The organism is Fusibacillus kribbianus (genome assembly GCF_030053595.1).
Classification (GTDB): Bacteria; Bacillota; Clostridia; order Lachnospirales; family Lachnospiraceae; genus Lientehia; species Lientehia kribbiana.
On record NZ_JASGBQ010000037.1, the window covers coordinates 1 to 15945 of the forward strand.

Genomic DNA, 15945 nt, shown 5'->3' on the forward strand with positions numbered 1-15945 from the left:
ATTTCTCGAAGAGCTGCTTTCTGAGGTGAATCCGTTTTTCTACGTGCCATAAATAAAACCTCCGAACTGAATAAGATTATCTTACATCAATTCAGAGGTTTACACAAACTTTTGGAAACTCCCGCCGGAAATCATTCCCGGCTTCTTCTCTGTACCAGCAGCCATGCCATGATGTGGATGGCCTGCTGGAACTTTTCCTGTCGGATCAGGTCTTCGATCTCCTCCGGCGCCAGCTTTTTTACATTCAGAAACTCCGTATCATCCAGATGGAGATCATCCACCTTTCTGCAGTTCTTTGCCACATAAACATACGCATAATTGTCTGCGATGGTCGCGTTGGACGGCACCGTGATCAGGTGTGTCCATTCATCAGAGTAATATCCCGTTTCCTCCAGAAGCTCCCGTTTTGCCGCTTCCAGTGCATTCTCTGAGGCAGCCAGCTTATCATAATCGGTCCCCGAGGCGGTTTCGATGCCGCCGGCAGGGAATTCCGTCGTAACCTCCCCGATTCCGTGGCGGAACTGCCGGACACAGAGATACTTTCCTTCTGTATCGGATGCCACGATGATCACGTAGCTTCTTCGGCTGTAATTATAAAACGGCTCAAATACGGTTCCATCCGGCAGCCGGTATGCGACTCTTCGAAAATCGATCCACTGATCCTGTACAATGTGTTCTGTCTTAACCGCCTCCCAGGCGAGCTCCTTGTCTTCCATGTCTGTTTCTTCTCCTTTTTGTTAAAGTATAGATTCTATAGACAGGCTACTCTGTTGGACAATAAAAGTCAATACCTGATCTGTACCCAGGGGCACTCGCCAATGCGTGCCCTTAAATTGCGTTTTGGCTGTGCATATTCCGGCGCTGCGGTGCGATACAATGGAAGAAAGAACAGCGCATGTCGATGTGGGGAGGAAAAAGATGCAGGGGAAGGACAGCTGCATTGCGGTGTATTCCCGTAAATCGAAATTCACCGGAAAGGGAGAAAGCGTCGGAAATCAGATCGAGCTCTGCAGGGAATATATCCGGCTTCACTATGGAGAAGCCGCGCCGGAACAGATGATTGTTTATGAAGACGAAGGATTTTCTGGAGGCAATCTGAACCGCCCGGCCTTCAAACGGATGATGGACGCAGCCAAAAAGCATGAATTCAAAGCAATCATTGTCTATCGGCTTGACCGGATCAGCCGAAATATCAGCGATTTTGCCGGATTGATCGAAGAATTGTCCCGTCTGGATATTGCTTTTGTTTCAATCAGAGAGCAGTTTGATACGAGTTCGCCCATGGGGCGGGCTATGATGTATATTGCTTCGGTCTTTTCCCAGCTGGAGCGGGAAACCATTGCCGAGCGCATCCGTGACAATATGCATGAGCTGGCAAAGACCGGCCGATGGCTGGGAGGAGTGACGCCCACCGGATATGGATCGGAAAGCGTAAAAACCGTGACTGTGGACGGGAAAACAAAAAAGGCCTGTAAGCTTAGGCTGATTCCGGAAGAGGCGGAGATCGTGAAGCTGATCTATGACCTGTATGTGGAGACCGATTCCCAGACAGTCACAGAAGCAGAACTGATGAGACGGGGTATCAAAACAAAAAATGATCGTTATTACACCCGGTTCTCCATCAAAGCCATTTTGCAGAATCCGGTTTATCTGATCGCGGATCAGGACGCGTACGGATATTTTGCGGAAAGGAATGCAGAGCTGTTTTCTTCTGCAGAGGAATTTGACGGTGTCCACGGCATGATGGTCTACAACCGTACAGATCAGGAGAAGGGCCGGGCTACCCGCTGGCGCCCGGTCAGCCAGTGGATCGTGTCGGTGGGGCAGCACCCGGGGCTGATTCCGGGAAATGTGTGGATCAGAGTACAGGAATCTCTGGAACGGAACAAATCGAAGGCCTATCGCAAGCCGCGGAAAAACGAAGCACTGCTCACCGGCCTTTTGTACTGCAGCTGCGGCAGCCGGATGTATCCGAAGCCGGGAAAAAGGAAAACAGAGGAGGGAAAGCAGATCTATACCTATGTCTGCAAAAGGAAGGAGCGCAGCCAGAGAAGTCTTTGCAGTATGAAAAACGCAAACGGCAATGGGCTGGATCGGGCGGTCCTGGATCAGCTCAGTAAGCTTAAGGCGGATCAGGAAATTTTGATCGGCCGGCTGGAACAAAGCCGCAAATGGGCTGCCGCCAGCCGCACAGATTATGAAGAGAGGCTTTTGGCACTCCGCAGGGAAAAAGCAGATACGAAGAAAAAGACAGAAGCACTGGTGGATTCTCTGACTGATCTTGGAGACAGCACGGCCAGAGAGAACGTGGTGAAGCGCATTGAGCAGCTGAATCAGGACTGTCAGGAGACAGAATATCGCATCGGGGAGCTGGAGAGCCTGGCGTCTCAAAAGGAACTGAAGGAAGGGGAGTTTGATGGGCTGTGCAGGTACCTGTCAGAATTTCGCTCTGCCATTAATGAAATGACAATCGAACAGAAGAGGGAAGCTGTCCGCAGACTGGTCTATAAGGTGGTCTGGGATGGAAACTGTGCCCATGTGGTACTGTTCGGAGCTGCGGAGGAGGTTTATAAACCGCATTGGGGGGAGGATAGCAAATGAGATCCTCATGTTCCTCCGTGCCGAACGGAAAAAGGGACGTGAGGTGTCCCTCTATGAACCCATCGGTACCGACAAGGAGGGAAATGTCATAAGCCTCGTGGATATCATCGAGGCTGAAAGCCGCGATGTGGCGGAAAAGATTTCCGTTGACCAGGATATCCGCCGGATGTATGGTGCCTTTGAGGATTCCTTAAGCGATCGGGAAAAGCAGGTGGTTGCCCTGCGGTATGGATTGTTCGGCGGGAAAGAGCACACCCAGAGGGAGGTGGCGGCGGTGCTTGGTATCAGCCGTTCCTATGTATCCCGCATCGAAAAGGGAGCTCTTTTGAAGCTGCGAAGCGTCATGCAGAAAGAACCCGCTCCTCTATAAATACTGAGAAATGCTGGTTCCCCAGGGAAAACTGTGGTAAGATAGGAAGCATACAGAATAAAGGGGGATGCAATTATGCTGGAGCATGATATTTTGTTGTTTATACAGGAAAATCTGCGGGCTGACTGGCTGGACGGTTTTATGAAAGCAGTTACTTTTCTGGGAAACGGAGGCTGGTTTTTCATTGTGCTGGGACTTGTGCTGGCAGTTTATCCAAAGACCAGAAAATACGGATTTGCGGTGCTGCTTGCCCTGGCATTTGATGCGATCATTCTGAATCTGGGACTGAAAAACCTGGTTCAGAGGATCCGTCCCTATGACCAGTTTGCAGATCTCATACCCATCGTCGCGAAGCCGAAGGACTTTTCCTTCCCGTCAGGCCATTCCGGCGTTTCCTTTGCGACGGCCTGCGTCCTGTGTCTGACTCTCCCGAGGGGGAAGCGGGCATGGGGCTATGTATTTTTGGGACTGGCCGTTCTCATTGGGGTTTCCAGGCTGTATGTGGGAGTCCATTTCCCGACGGATGTGCTGGCAGGAGCGCTGATCGGAGGCCTGTGCGGTCTGGCCTCGGCTCTTTTGCTGCGGCGGTGGGAAATGCGCAGAAAAGAACGATAGCAGGAGGAAAGGGACATGTCTTATTGTACCGAATGCGGCACAGAACTGAAGCTTAAATATCTGGAAAATGAGGGAATGATTCCCTGGTGCGAAACGTGTCAGGCCTATCGGTTTCCTACCTTTAATGTGGCCATCAGCACCATTGTTTACAGTCCGGACGGCGGGCGGATCCTGCTCATTAAGCAGTATGGGAGGGACCGGAATATCCTGGTTGCCGGTTATGTGAACAAGGGAGAGGGCGCAGAGCACGCTCTGGCCAGGGAAGTGAAGGAGGAAATGGGACTTCATGTGACAGAGTGCTGCTTCAATATGAGCGAGTATTATGAAAAGAGCAATACACTGATGCTGAATTTTGCCAGCATCGTGGACAGCGACGATCTGGGCGGAATGACGCCGGAGGTGGACGATGCGGCCTGGTATACGCCGGAGGAAGCGAGAGAGGCCATTACCCACGGGAGCCTGGCGGAAAAGTTTCTCCTGAGCTGGCTGGAGAAGCGGGAATATTATGATAAAAACTATGACACCTGGAAGTTTGACGGGCGGGAGGAATGAGATGAAACAAAGCAGTTTCCTGTATTGAAAAGCAATCCCGACAATGTTAGGATTATCTGAGACAACATATACAGGGGAGGAGTATTATGATGGACAAAAAGCGGGTCGGGGCGGTCACAGATCTGACACAGGGTGTCATCTGGAAGCAGCTGGTATTGTTTGCCCTGCCTTTTTTATTCTCAAATCTTCTGCAGCAGTTTTACAGTACGGCGGATGCAGCCATTGTGGGACAGAGCGTCGGAGCAGGAGCGCTGGCAGCCATCGGTTCCTGCGATAAGCTGGTGTATCTGCTCATCAATCTGTTCGTAGGTGTTTCCACCGGTGCCAGCATTGCGGTGTCTCAGGCCTTTGGACGAAAGGATGAGGCGGGCCTGTTCCGGACGGTCCACTCGGCGATCACTCTTGGACTTCTGTCCGGTGCGTTTCTGACGGTGGTGGGGATCACCCTTGCACCGAAGCTTCTCGTGCTCATGAACACGCCGGATAATGTGCTGCCTATGGCCATTGATTATATTCAGATCTATTTTCTGGGAATGATTCCCGTCATGGTCTACAACATGGGAAGCGGGATCCTGCGGGCCATGGGGAATTCTAAAAGCGCCCTTGTCTATCTGGCAGTATCGGGCATTATCAATGTGGGACTGGATCTTCTGTTTGTCCGCGGATTTGCATGGGGAGTCCGGGGTGCTGCGGCGGCTACCGCCATCTCTCAGGTGCTGCCGGCGATCCTGGTGTTCTTAAAGCTGACAAAGCTGGAAGATGCCTACCGGCTGCGGGTAAGAAAGCTCCGTTTTTATAGGAAGGAGACCGCTTATATCGTTAAGATCGGAGTGCCGGCAGGGCTGCGCATGGTGCTTATTAATATCTCCAATGTTATCGTACAGTCCAGGATCAATGCCTTCGGTATGGAGGCCATGGCCGGCTGTACCCTGTTCTTCAAGATTGAAGGGTATTTGTATGCGATGATCTCCGCCCTCAGTCTGGCACTGACCAGCTTCGCCGGGCAGAATATCGGTGCGGCGGATTATATCCGTGCAAAAAAGGGAAAGCAGATTTGTATGTGGATCGCCTCCGGTGTGACGATCGTGCTGTGTGTACTGCTCTTTTTCTGGGCAGAGCCGGTTTGCGGGATATTCACCACGGATGAGACTTCCATTGCCTTCGGAGCGCTGCAACTTCGGTATCAGCTGCCTCTTTACATTGTGTTTTCCTGGAATGAGATCATCAACGGATCAGTACTCTCGTCCGGTCATTCCCTCGTTCCTATGATCGTCAGCCTGGTCGGCATGTGTGTGGCGCGAGTTGGATTTATTTTCGTTGTTTCGGAATTTTTCTACGATATCCGTGTGATCTATCTGGCTTTCCCGTTCAGCTGGATCGTGACACATATCGGAATCAGCGTTTATTATTACTGCGGCAGATGGATCCAGGGGAAACGGTTTGCCGAGGCAGTAAAGGATCAGGAACGGGCACTGGCAGGACAGCAAAGTCTGTAATGCCGGATTTTGACAGCGGAGTGGGGATAAGAAAATGGAAGAAAAGAACAAAGAGAAAAACAGCAATGTCTATATGATATATGCCGGGATCACTACGGTTATCTGGGCAACGGCAGTTCTGTTTACTCAGTATGCCCAGGAGAGCTTTGCCAGCCAGAGCATCGGGGTTTTGCGGTATTTATTTGCTTCCTTGGTGCTTCTGATCATTATGGCAGTCAGGCGGATCGGCCCGCCGAAGCTTAAGGATGTGCCGAAATTCCTTCTGTCCGGCTTTCTGGGCTTTACCTGCTATGTGACCGCATTTAATCTGTCGGTGCAGACCATCAATGCGGCCACGTGCAGCGTCATCGGACAGATCATTCCGATCCTGACAGCGGTGCTGTCCTGTGTGCTCCTTCATGAGAAGATCCCCCTTAAGGGCTGGATCGCCATCAGTATGGCTTTCGCGGGGATTCTGGTTTTGACCCTATGGAATGGGGCCCTTTCCATCAACCCGGGAGTTTTGTGGATGATCCTTGCTGCAGTTTCCTTAAGCTTTTACAATCTGACTCAGCGGATGTTTGTCCGGGATTATACGCCGTTCCAGACGACTGCTTACAGTATTTTCGGCGGAACGTTGTTTCTGCTGGTTTTCCTGCCGGGAGCCATTCCTGAAATGGCCCATGCATCTGCTTCCTCCTGGGGCTCCGTCATTTACCTTGGCGTGTTCGGCGGAGCGCTGGCCTACGTGTTCTGGACCAAGGCTTTTTCTCTGGCGGAGAGAACCAGCGACGTGGCCAATTTCATGTTTGCCCAGCCGCTTTTGGCCAGCCTGATCGGTTTTATCTTCAAGGGCGAGGTGCCTGGAATCGAGACGATCCTCGGAGGAATTCTGATCCTTGGCGGAATGTTTCTGTTCCAGGCAGGAAACAGGAAAAAGGAAAAAAGCTGAGGGGCGTTATTTCACGGCCTCCTCAAAGATTTCTTTCATGCTTGCCTTCAGGGGAACGCCCAGCTTTTTCATGGCCCGGTCCAGGGCGTCAAAGGTTTCCAGCAGGTTGGGGATGGTGGCGTTTTCTCCCATATGACCGATGCGGATGACCTTTCCGGCCAGACAGCCGAAGGAGCCGGCCAGGAGAATGCCGGAATCGTCCCTGACCGTGTCAAGGATCGCTTTTGCAGTGGTTTCGGCCGGAACCTCAAAGACGGTCACTGTGTTGGAGAAGCCGGTTTCCAGGTAAAGCCTGAGTCCTGCGGCTGTGATGGCTTTTCGGGAGGCTTCGCCGATCCGGGCGTGCCGCTTCAGAATATCAGGGTCATTTTCAATGTTCTCGATGGCAGCCCGCAGCCCGCGGATATCGCTGATGGGCATGGTGTAGGGAAACCATTTTTCTTCATAATAATGCTCGAATACCTTGAGATTGGCATAGAAGGACGCGATAGGCGTCTTTCTTTCATTCATAGTTCTTTTAGCGTCGTCGCTCACCACGACGAAGGTCAGTCCGGGCGGGGCGGAGATCACCTTCTGGGAGCCGCCGCACAAAAGATCGATTCGGCAGCTGTCCACATCCAGTTCCTCGCCGAACATGGCGGAAACAGAGTCAACGACTGTCATGATGCCGTAGGATTTTAACAGCGGACAGATGGCGGAAACGTCGTTGAGCATTCCGCTGGGGGTGTCGCCGTGAACGATCGTGGCATATTTGTAATCGTGATGGTCCTTCAGGAAAGCCTTCAGGGCGGAAACATCCAGGGTATTTCGGTAGTCGGAAGAATAAAGCTCCGGTATTCCGCCGTACATGGAGACAAAATCGGCAAAGCCTTTTCCGTAGATGCCGTTGTCCAGCACCAGAACCCGATCGCCGGGCTCCGTGAGGGAAGCGCAGGCAGCCTCCAGGCCGAGGATACCCTCGCCGCCGAGGATCAGAGTCTCATTTTTCGTGTGCAGGAGACTGCTGATCTTTTCACAGGTTTCCCTGTAAAAATCCACGAAGGTCTCGTCCAGATCGGGATTGGTACAGGGAAGGCTCCTGGCCATTCGCACATTTTCGGCCACCTGGGTGGGGCCGGGGGTCATAAGCTTATACATAAAAACAGTCCTTTCTGTTATTTCAGTCCTACTTTGCGGGCAGCTTTGTTCAGGGGGCCGATGACAATGAGAACAATGACTGCGGCCACTGCGATCTGGACCAGGTTGCCGGGAATGGATGCAGCGGGTGCCAGAAGATTTCCGTAAATGATCACCTCTGCAAGATAATACCCCACGATTTTGATGACACAGGCGGCAGCGATAGAAGCCACATACCAGAAGTAATTCTGATGGCTCTCCTTTTCTGTCATCCTGCCGACCACATACCCCATGAGGCCGACGATGACCAGGGTGAAGGGAGCCCACAAAGTCCAGCCGGAAAGCAGGTCAAACAGCCCCATACCGATTCCGCCGGCCAGCATGCCGGTCTTTTTGCCGAATATGACAGCTCCGATAAACAGAGGAACGTTGCCCAGATGGATCAGACCGCCGTTGGCGGCGATGGGAAGGCGAACGTTGATAAAGGCAGTGAAAAGATAAGTCAGCGCGATAAACAGTGCGGTGACGGTGAGAAACAGGACGGTACTTTGTTCTTTTTTCTGAATTTTTGCTTGTTCCATGATGATCAAATCTCCTTTTTTGTGCTGGAGCTATCGTACTCCATAAATGGACTTTTGAATATATCCAGTTTTTGAAACATTAACAATGCCAGTTTGCTGAACCAAATTCCTTGAAGTCCGGCAGGGTTTCTGATAGAATTGGATAGGAAAGAGAGGAAAGCGGTGTGAGGGAACAAAAACACAAAAACTCAGGGTATCACAGGCACAGTCATGGGGAGGGCCATCTCTCCATTGATTATTATGCCTATATGTCGGGGATGCGTTCCTGGAATCCTGATTTTAAAATTATATCGGCAGCACTTTTTCTCATCTGTGTGATCGCCATGGACTCTATGGCGGTTTCCGCTCTGGTCCTTGTGACCATGGCAGGCCTTGTTGTGATCAAAGGGCAGCTTGGAATACTTCGGTATTTTAAGCTGATGCTTCTGCCGTTTATTTTTATTTTGCTCAGCAGTATTGCCATAGCCTTCGATTTTTCTTTGCAGCCAAAGGGGGAATACTGTATTTTTCTGGGCTTTTTTTATGTTTCCGCCACCAGGGCAAGTCTTCTGGAGACGGCGGGGCTGGTTCTCAAGGCCTTTTCTTCTGTCAGCTGTCTTTATCTGATCACACTGACGACACCCATGGGAGAGGTCGTGGGCTTTTTTGGCAGAATACACTGTCCAAAGCTCCTGACGGAGTTAATGTATATGATATACCGGTTTATTTTTATTTTGCTGGATGCCCAGAGGCGGATGGCCATTGCCGCCCGTTCCAGACTTGGCTATACGGACTTTAAAACCTCCCTGTTTTCCTTCGGAAGGATCTTTTCCAATCTTCTGGTGATCTCCTTTAAGCGGGCCAACGCCTATTACGATGCCATGGAAGCCAGATGTTACGATGGAGAGCTCAATTTCCTGGAGGAGGATAAGCCTGTATCGGCAGGGCTTATCCTGGCAGCTCTTCTTTACGGAGCGGCGCTGATGGTACTGTGGTATACGGTGGGAAGGTAAATAGCAGAAAGGCGGAGAGAGTCATGGGAGAAATTATCCTGGAGGTATCACACCTTACTTATTCATACGAGAATGCCCATGAGGGGGAGGCCCTTCATGATGTCAGTGTTTCTGTGTCCAAAAGAGAGAAGATTGCGATAATCGGCTCCAATGGCGCGGGAAAATCCACTTTTTTCCTGAACCTGAACGGTGTTCTGACACCCCGGGAGGGAGCCGTGATCTATCGGGGAAAGCCGGTGGGAAGGGGAAAAAAAGAACTGAACAGCCTTCGGAAAAACGTGGGGATCGTGTTTCAGGAGGCCGATAACCAGATCATTGCGTCGACGGTTTTTCAGGAGGTGTCTTTCGGCCCTATGAATCTGAAACTTCCCAGGGAGGAGGTAACGGAGAGAGTCGAGCAGGCTCTCGCTTACATGAATATAGAAAGCCTTAAGGACCGGGCACCCCATTATCTGAGCGGCGGGGAGAAAAAACGGGTCACCATCGCCGACATCCTGGCTATGAAGCCGGAGATCATCATTTTTGACGAGCCGACGGCTTCGCTGGATCCGGTCAATGCAGCTATTCTGGAAGAGGTTCTGGAGAAGCTGGAGAAAGAGGGGAGTACCATTCTCATATCCACCCACGACATCGATTTTGCATATCGGTGGGCAGGGCGTCTCCTGGTATTTGCCGATGGTGAGATCATTGCTGACGGAGCTCCGGTGGACATTTTCCGAAATGATGAGGCGGTAGAGCGGGCCAGACTGAAGAAACCGGCACTGTTCCGTATGGCGGAGCTTCTTCAGAGGAAAGGGCTTCTGAGACAGGACTGCTATCCGAAAACAGTGGAGGAGCTGGAGGCGGAATTATAATAATTTTAAATTCAAAATATTTTACTTGCCAAATATAAGAGGCTGCGCTATAATTCCAGAGGAAACAATGGAAGTGACATCCTATGGGAGGAATTATGAGCCAGCTGGTTATTGATACAGAAAAAGTAAAAGGAACAGAGAGTTATCGGGTTTCAGCCCGGAAAAAACGGAGTCTTGCAGGGAAAAAGGCCTTTTCCGCTGTCATACTCCATTTTTTATTTCATGGACTGAATGTGCTGAATCAAAAGGATGAGCGGGTGAGGGAGGAGCTGTCCCGATGGGAGGAGGGCTTTACCGTTGGAATCGGCATGGGAGCAGGGGCGCCGGCTCTTTATATGAAAAAGACAGAAGACGGTCTTTTGCGGCTCTTTGCCGGACAGACCGATCCCAGGGACATGGATCTGATGATCCAGTTTAAAAGCGTGGAGGCTGCGTTTCTGGTGCTGTTGGGCCAGATCAGTGTGGCAGCCTCCTATGCAAGGCACGGGTTTGTGCTGAAGGGGGATATTGCCAGAGCCATGTCGGTGGTACGCTGTATGGATCTGGCGGAAGCCTATCTGTTTCCCCGGTTTCTGTCGAAACGGATCCTCAAGGAGGTTCCCGAAAAGCAAATGGGCCTGCTCCACACCTATCTGGATGTGGTCGGCCGGATGATTGTTCATTGAGGAAGGGGGAAGAAGATGCTGCCAGATTATTATGAATTTCAACACAGTACAAAGCTGCTTTCGGGAAAATTTGCCCTGGAGAATATTCCGGCGGAGCTGCATATGCTGGGGGCAAGACGCCCCATGGTCCTTTCCGACCATGTGCTCAGCGAGATCGGGACCCTGTCGTTAGTCTGCGATGCGGTTCAGGAGAATGGAATTGCCATCGGCGCCGTATTTCACGAGATTCCGGCGGATTCCTCATCGGCCGTCGTCAACGAGATCGGTGAGCTTTACCGGAAATCCGGCTGTGACAGCCTGGTGGCCGTGGGCGGAGGCTCCGTTCTCGATACGGCAAAAGGGGTGCGCATGCTGCTTTCCCAAAAGGCGGACGATATCATGGAGCTTTTAGGATGCGAGATTCTGACCAGAGGCCGTCATGTTCCCTTCGTGGCAATTCCAACCACATCGGGAACCGGTTCGGAGTCCACACTGGTGGCAGTGATCCGCAATGCCAAAAACAGTATGAAGATGGAATTCATTTCCTATTATCTTCAGCCGGATGTGACCGTTCTTGATGCCAGGATGACTCTGACGCTTCCGGCAAGAATGACGGCATCCACCGGTCTTGATGCCCTGTGCCATGCCATAGAGGCCTGCACCTGTCTTCAGAAAAATCCCATCAGCCACGCCTATGGAACGGCAGCCATCCGCATGATCGGTGAATGTCTGGAGCGGGCGGCAAAGAACGGCCGGGATGAGGAGGCAAGGCTTGCCATGGCCAATGCGTCCACCATGGCGGGAGCAGCCTTCTCCAATTCCATGGTGGGCATGGTTCATGCCATCGGCCATGCGCTGGGAGGAGTCTGCCATGTTCCCCACGCGGATGCCATGACCATTCTGCTTCCCCATTGCATGGAATATAATATGGATATGCTTTCCGATGACTACGGCGAGCTGCTTCTTTATCTGGCCGGGCCGGAGGAATATGCGGCTGTGCGGGCAGACGAACGGGGAGCTGCCATGGTGAAAAAGGTACGGGAACTGACAAACCGCCTTCATGACCTGTGCGGTCTTCCACTCACCCTGAAGGAGGCAAAGGTGAAGAAGGAGGACTTTGAGGCTGTGGCAGAGGCAGCATTAAATGACGGAGCGATGATCGTCAATCCGAAGCAGGTGGACCTGCAGGATGTCATAGCAATTCTGGAGCGGGCTTACGAATAGCGTAAGCCCCTATTCTATTGATTCTGAAACTTTTTCTGAAAGACCTTGCAACAATTTCCCATTTTTGCGACACTGTATTTATGAACATGTTCATGCTGCAGCATAAAGTACAAAGGGCGGTGGAGTATGGAACGATTGGAAGAACTGCGCCTGATCAAAATGGCAAAAAAAGGAAATGTGGACGCATATGGGCGTTTATATGAAGAGGTATACAGGGATTTATACCGCTTCGCACTGTTTATGCTTAAAAATCCCCATGACGCGGAGGATGTGGTTGCCGATACGGTGACGGATTCCTTTGAGGGGATCGGGAAGCTGAGGAAGGAGGAGGCCTTCCGGGGCTGGATTTTCCGGATCCTGACAAACAAGTGCCGGAAAATGTTAAAGCAGTACGCAGACAGGCCCGCTTCGAAGGAATATGAGGAGGATGCGGCCGGTGATAACAGCTTTGACGGCACTGTCCTGTCTGCGGCGGCGGACGGAGTAAGCAGGGAGGATCTGATGGATCTGATGGAGGCGTTTCAGTCGCTTCCAGAGGAGGACCGCCTCATTGTAGGCCTGTCTTTTTTCGGCGGATATAACAGTCAGGAAATTGGGGAAATGCTGAGAAAAAAGCCGGGGACGGTGCGCTCCAGACAAAGCAGGGCACTGGAAAAAATGCGGGAACAGCTGACCGGCGCTTACGGTCTTTAAAGCCGGAAAAGGAGATGAATCGTATGAGTGAAAAATGGATAGAGGAAGCAAGAAAAACGGCGGAGCTTGTGGAGCCGCCGGAAAGCCTTTCTCCGGATTCAGTCCGGGAAAAGCTGATGAGGGAGGGAAGAAAGGCGAAAAACCAGACAGGAAACCTGAGGCGGTATCTTGCGCAGGCGGCGGCTGTTCTGTTTCTTTTTCTGATCCTGGGCGGAGGGAGTATCTGGATCTTCCGTCAGGTGGGGCAGTCGGGAGGAAAAGGAAGTTCGCCGGCGGAAACGTACGCCGGGAGTCTCAATGAAGGGGCAGCGGAGAAAACGGCGGAAGTACCGGAGGAGGGAAAAACGCTTCCGGGAAGCTATCGGGCAGCCGGTTCCTATGAAGAAATCTATACTTATCTGAAGGATCAGGAGCGGTATTATGAAGAGATGAAAGAGGAAACCTGGGCAGAAACGGCAGCAGGAGCAATTCCGGAAATGGCACCGGACGGAGCAACTTCAGAGACTGAGGCGGCGGTTTCGGACGGAACTGTGTCAGACACTTCTGCAGGAGCTGATGACGGGTATTCAAAGACCAACACGCAGGTAGAGGGAGTCGATGAAGCGGATATTGTAAAGACCGACGGAACCTATCTCTATGTGGTTTCCGACAGCGGGCGCTCGGCAGGCCGGGTACACATCATAAAGGCTGAAGGCGGCACTCTGACAGAGCTTTCCGTGACAGAGCCTGTCACCGACGGCGTCTATCAGGACTACGACTCTGTTCTGGAGCTGTATGTGGACGGGGATGTGATGGTTTTATTGATGGACTGCATTGATGAAGATACGGCAGACAGCTATACAGTGACGGCAGTTTATGATATAACAGACAGGAGAGCACCCAGAGTGATGGGACTGCTTACTCAGGACGGCATTTACAGCTCCAGCCGGAAAAACGGCGATTATGTCTATGTGTTTACAAGGAAAGGAGCATGGGCAGAGGAGGACCGCCGGTGCTATATTCCCTATGCGGACGGAGAACCCATTCCCTGCAGCAGCCTTTATTATTCGCCGGAGACACAGGGGGCAGAGATGCTGGTGGTGACGGCCCTGAACATCCGGAAGCCGGAGCAGTTTACGGACCGGGAATGCATCTATTACAATGGGGATACCATGTATGTCAGCGAGGATGCCATCTATGTGGCGGGACAGTATTGGGGAAATGGACAGACCAGGAGTCAGACCGAGCTTTTCAAGGTTTCCTACAAGGATGGCAGGCTGGAGGCTTCCGCATCCAAACGGTTTCTCGGATGGATCAATAATCAGTTTTCCATGGATCAGTATAAAGACTGCCTGCGGCTTGTTGCAACGGTGGACGATTACCGGCGGGGCGGTCGGTCCAATGCTTTTTATGTGATGGATGAACAGCTGGAGATCGTTGGCAGCATTCAGAATCTGGCGCCCGATGAGCGGATCTATTCGGCCAGATTTATGGGAGACACCGGATATTTTGTCACCTTCCGGGAGACAGATCCCCTGTTCAGTGTGGACCTATCCGATCCGACAGATCCGAAGATCATGGGAGAACTGAAGATCACCGGATTTTCCAGCTATCTGCATGGCTATTCCGATGAACTGCTTCTCGGGATCGGAAGGGAGATCAATCCGAGAACGGGAGCAGATGAGGGCATCAAGCTGTCCATGTTTGATATCAGTGACCCTTACAATGTGAAGGAGCAGGATAAGCAGGTCCTGGAGGAATACTGGGATTCACCGGCACTGTCCAACCATAAAGCAGTGCTCATTGATACGGAGAAGAATCTCTTTGGCTTTGCTGTCTGTGGATATCGGAAGGAAACGAAAGAGAATATCTGGGAGTATCTGGTTTATTCCTACGATGAGAAGTGGGGATTCACGGAAAGGCTTTCCATCAGCCTGGCTTCGGAGAAGGACGGAGAGGGATGGTTCTACGAAGATTTCTGGAATACCCGGGGTCTTTATATCGGCGATATCCTCTATCTGACCGGATTCAATTCTCAGATCCGCTCCTATTCCATGAAAACCGGGGAAGAGCTGGGGTGCCTTACGCTTAAAGAATAAACCGTTCAGGAAAGAAGGAAAGAAAAATGGAATACTTTGACGTGCTGACAGAGGAAGGACTGCCTGCAGGCAGGAAAAAGGAACGGACTCAGGTCCACCGGGACGGAGACTGGCACGGTGCTTCCCGTGTCTGGCTGGTCCGTTACCGGAAAGGCGGGCACGGTGCAGAAGTACTTTTGCAGCGCCGAAGTCCGGAAAAGGACAGCTATCCCGGCCTGTGGGATGTTTCGGCGGCGGGCCATGTATCCGCAGGCGGAAATTATCTGGAAACTGCCGTCCGGGAAACGGAGGAGGAGCTGGGTGTCTGTCTGGAACCGTCAGAGCTTACCTTTTTATTTTCGCTGAAATCGGAAACCATATGGAACTTTCGGGGAGAAAGCTTTACCGACAGGGAGTTTCACCAGATATTTCTTGCCAGAAAGGATGTGGAGCCTGAGAAGCTGTCCCTTCAGAAGGAGGAGGTGGCTGAGGTCCGCTGGATGGATGCAGAGGAGCTCTATTATGCCCTGAAGGAGGAGCGGATCGCCTCCTGCATTCACTGGGAGGAATATGAGCGGCTGTATCCGATCCTCTGCAGGGAATGAAGGCTGCGTCCCGTCTGCTAAGCTGTGGTAAGTAGTGGGATTTGTATTTTGCACTTGCAATTTGCCTGGAATCCATATAGAATAGAACCCATAGCCGGAAACGGAACCGGTTTTTTGAAAGGGACGAGGCTTTTATGAAATACGGGTTTGAGGTGGAGGCCATCCAGGCAAAGAAAGGAACGCTTCCGAGAGAGGAACGAAACGACATCACAGCGTACATTTCTTCTGTAGTGGTGGAGGCTGAGGAGGCAAAGAAGGCTTTCCGAAAGCTGGCCGGCAAAGTAAACGGCAAGCTTTCCAGGGATTGTACGGACAAAGCGGCGACGATTACGCTTCCCGATTACAGCAGCTGCCAGGTGATGGTTCGGCTGCGGACCGTGGGATGACGGTGGAGCGTCTGATATTTCAACATACAGGAATAAAACGGAGTCCGGATGAACAGGGCTCCGTTTTTTACAGGAAATGCGCTCGTACACATGAAAACAAAAAAGAGGGGGCTGTAAAAAAACTCCCCTGACAGAAAAATCGCCCAGACCGTGAGGTCTGAGCGATTTTTTGGTATAATTAATTATGCTACTAAATAACAATACCAGTACTAATTATACTATGCGTCA

General features: G+C 51.6%; 17 protein-coding genes. 14 read left to right on the forward strand and 3 right to left on the reverse strand.

The annotated features are described in order from the left end of the window. Nucleotides 1-131: 131 nt before the first annotated feature. Nucleotides 132-716, reverse strand: a complete 585-nt coding sequence (locus QJ036_RS13640) for an NUDIX hydrolase (protein ID WP_283231910.1) — start codon at nt 714-716, stop codon at nt 132-134. A 202-nt stretch (nt 717-918) separates the two neighbouring features. Here QJ036_RS13640 and QJ036_RS13645 point away from each other — a divergent pair, with 202 nt between their 5' ends. The 6 genes from QJ036_RS13645 (at nt 919) to QJ036_RS13670 (ending at nt 6565) form a co-directional block, all read left to right on the forward strand. After that, nucleotides 919-2601, forward strand: coding sequence for a recombinase family protein (locus tag QJ036_RS13645; RefSeq protein WP_283231911.1), 1683 nt, complete (start codon nt 919-921; stop codon nt 2599-2601). A gap of 7 nt (nt 2602-2608) precedes the next feature. Continuing rightward, nucleotides 2609-2971: a sigma-70 family RNA polymerase sigma factor gene (locus tag QJ036_RS13650; RefSeq protein ID WP_283231912.1), complete on the forward strand. Its 363-nt coding sequence runs from the start codon at nt 2609-2611 to the stop codon at nt 2969-2971. 75 nt (nt 2972-3046) lie between these two features. Further along, nucleotides 3047-3586 carry a phosphatase PAP2 family protein gene (locus tag QJ036_RS13655; RefSeq protein ID WP_283231913.1) on the forward strand — a complete coding sequence of 180 codons (540 nt, stop codon included), beginning with the start codon at nt 3047-3049 and terminating at the stop codon, nt 3584-3586. A gap of 15 nt (nt 3587-3601) precedes the next feature. Then, nucleotides 3602-4138 carry an NAD(+) diphosphatase gene (locus QJ036_RS13660; protein WP_283231914.1) on the forward strand — a complete coding sequence of 179 codons (537 nt, stop codon included), beginning with the start codon at nt 3602-3604 and terminating at the stop codon, nt 4136-4138. An 86-nt stretch (nt 4139-4224) separates the two neighbouring features. Next, nucleotides 4225-5634 (forward strand): MATE family efflux transporter, encoded by a 1410-nt coding sequence (locus QJ036_RS13665; protein ID WP_283231915.1) that lies wholly within the window; start codon nt 4225-4227, stop codon nt 5632-5634. Nucleotides 5635-5668: 34 nt separating this feature from the next. Then, nucleotides 5669-6565, forward strand: coding sequence for a DMT family transporter (locus tag QJ036_RS13670; RefSeq protein WP_283231916.1), 897 nt, complete (start codon nt 5669-5671; stop codon nt 6563-6565). Between the two features lie 6 nt (nt 6566-6571). Here QJ036_RS13670 and QJ036_RS13675 read toward each other — a convergent pair whose 3' ends face one another. Both QJ036_RS13675 and QJ036_RS13680 read right to left on the reverse strand, forming a co-directional pair. Then, nucleotides 6572-7702 (reverse strand): pyridoxal-phosphate-dependent aminotransferase family protein, encoded by a 1131-nt coding sequence (locus QJ036_RS13675; protein WP_283231917.1) that lies wholly within the window; start codon nt 7700-7702, stop codon nt 6572-6574. A 17-nt stretch (nt 7703-7719) separates the two neighbouring features. Then, on the reverse strand, nt 7720-8262 hold the full coding sequence (locus QJ036_RS13680; RefSeq protein ID WP_283231918.1) for an ECF transporter S component: 543 nt from the start codon (nt 8260-8262) through the stop codon (nt 7720-7722). 164 nt (nt 8263-8426) lie between these two features. On the opposite strand from QJ036_RS13680, the gene cbiQ reads away from it, so the two are divergent. The 8 genes from cbiQ to QJ036_RS13720 all read left to right on the forward strand — a co-directional run bounded on the left by cbiQ (nt 8427) and on the right by QJ036_RS13720 (nt 15717). After that, nucleotides 8427-9254, forward strand: coding sequence for a cobalt ECF transporter T component CbiQ (gene cbiQ / locus QJ036_RS13685; RefSeq protein WP_283231919.1), 828 nt, complete (start codon nt 8427-8429; stop codon nt 9252-9254). Nucleotides 9255-9277: 23 nt separating this feature from the next. Continuing rightward, nucleotides 9278-10108 carry an energy-coupling factor ABC transporter ATP-binding protein gene (locus QJ036_RS13690; RefSeq protein WP_283231920.1) on the forward strand — a complete coding sequence of 277 codons (831 nt, stop codon included), beginning with the start codon at nt 9278-9280 and terminating at the stop codon, nt 10106-10108. Nucleotides 10109-10203: 95 nt separating this feature from the next. Then, nucleotides 10204-10773 carry a hypothetical protein gene (locus QJ036_RS13695; RefSeq protein WP_283231921.1) on the forward strand — a complete coding sequence of 190 codons (570 nt, stop codon included), beginning with the start codon at nt 10204-10206 and terminating at the stop codon, nt 10771-10773. A 15-nt stretch (nt 10774-10788) separates the two neighbouring features. Continuing rightward, on the forward strand, nt 10789-11976 hold the full coding sequence (locus QJ036_RS13700) for an iron-containing alcohol dehydrogenase (RefSeq protein WP_283231922.1): 1188 nt from the start codon (nt 10789-10791) through the stop codon (nt 11974-11976). A 126-nt stretch (nt 11977-12102) separates the two neighbouring features. Then, nucleotides 12103-12669 (forward strand): RNA polymerase sigma factor, encoded by a 567-nt coding sequence (locus QJ036_RS13705; RefSeq protein WP_283231923.1) that lies wholly within the window; start codon nt 12103-12105, stop codon nt 12667-12669. A 23-nt stretch (nt 12670-12692) separates the two neighbouring features. Then, complete coding sequence (locus tag QJ036_RS13710; RefSeq protein WP_283231924.1) at nt 12693-14747, forward strand: beta-propeller domain-containing protein; 2055 nt, start codon at nt 12693-12695, stop codon at nt 14745-14747. A gap of 26 nt (nt 14748-14773) precedes the next feature. Continuing rightward, complete coding sequence (locus QJ036_RS13715) at nt 14774-15331, forward strand: NUDIX hydrolase (protein ID WP_283231925.1); 558 nt, start codon at nt 14774-14776, stop codon at nt 15329-15331. Nucleotides 15332-15465: 134 nt separating this feature from the next. Further along, entirely contained in the window at nt 15466-15717 is a 252-nt protein-coding gene (locus QJ036_RS13720) for a hypothetical protein (RefSeq protein ID WP_283231926.1), read from the forward strand. Nucleotides 15718-15945 lie beyond the last annotated feature (228 nt).

Coding starts and splice junctions, on each gene's coding strand:
- QJ036_RS13640 (WP_283231910.1), bottom strand. CDS start 716: ATGGAAGACAAGGAGCTCGCCTGGGAGGCGGTTAAGACAGAACACATT.
- QJ036_RS13645 (WP_283231911.1), top strand. CDS start 919: ATGCAGGGGAAGGACAGCTGCATTGCGGTGTATTCCCGTAAATCGAAA.
- QJ036_RS13650 (WP_283231912.1), top strand. CDS start 2,609: ATGTTCCTCCGTGCCGAACGGAAAAAGGGACGTGAGGTGTCCCTCTAT.
- QJ036_RS13655 (WP_283231913.1), top strand. CDS start 3,047: ATGCTGGAGCATGATATTTTGTTGTTTATACAGGAAAATCTGCGGGCT.
- QJ036_RS13660 (WP_283231914.1), top strand. CDS start 3,602: ATGTCTTATTGTACCGAATGCGGCACAGAACTGAAGCTTAAATATCTG.
- QJ036_RS13665 (WP_283231915.1), top strand. CDS start 4,225: ATGATGGACAAAAAGCGGGTCGGGGCGGTCACAGATCTGACACAGGGT.
- QJ036_RS13670 (WP_283231916.1), top strand. CDS start 5,669: ATGGAAGAAAAGAACAAAGAGAAAAACAGCAATGTCTATATGATATAT.
- QJ036_RS13675 (WP_283231917.1), bottom strand. CDS start 7,702: ATGTATAAGCTTATGACCCCCGGCCCCACCCAGGTGGCCGAAAATGTG.
- QJ036_RS13680 (WP_283231918.1), bottom strand. CDS start 8,262: ATGGAACAAGCAAAAATTCAGAAAAAAGAACAAAGTACCGTCCTGTTT.
- QJ036_RS13690 (WP_283231920.1), top strand. CDS start 9,278: ATGGGAGAAATTATCCTGGAGGTATCACACCTTACTTATTCATACGAG.
- QJ036_RS13695 (WP_283231921.1), top strand. CDS start 10,204: ATGAGCCAGCTGGTTATTGATACAGAAAAAGTAAAAGGAACAGAGAGT.
- QJ036_RS13700 (WP_283231922.1), top strand. CDS start 10,789: ATGCTGCCAGATTATTATGAATTTCAACACAGTACAAAGCTGCTTTCG.
- QJ036_RS13705 (WP_283231923.1), top strand. CDS start 12,103: ATGGAACGATTGGAAGAACTGCGCCTGATCAAAATGGCAAAAAAAGGA.
- QJ036_RS13710 (WP_283231924.1), top strand. CDS start 12,693: ATGAGTGAAAAATGGATAGAGGAAGCAAGAAAAACGGCGGAGCTTGTG.
- QJ036_RS13715 (WP_283231925.1), top strand. CDS start 14,774: ATGGAATACTTTGACGTGCTGACAGAGGAAGGACTGCCTGCAGGCAGG.
- QJ036_RS13720 (WP_283231926.1), top strand. CDS start 15,466: ATGAAATACGGGTTTGAGGTGGAGGCCATCCAGGCAAAGAAAGGAACG.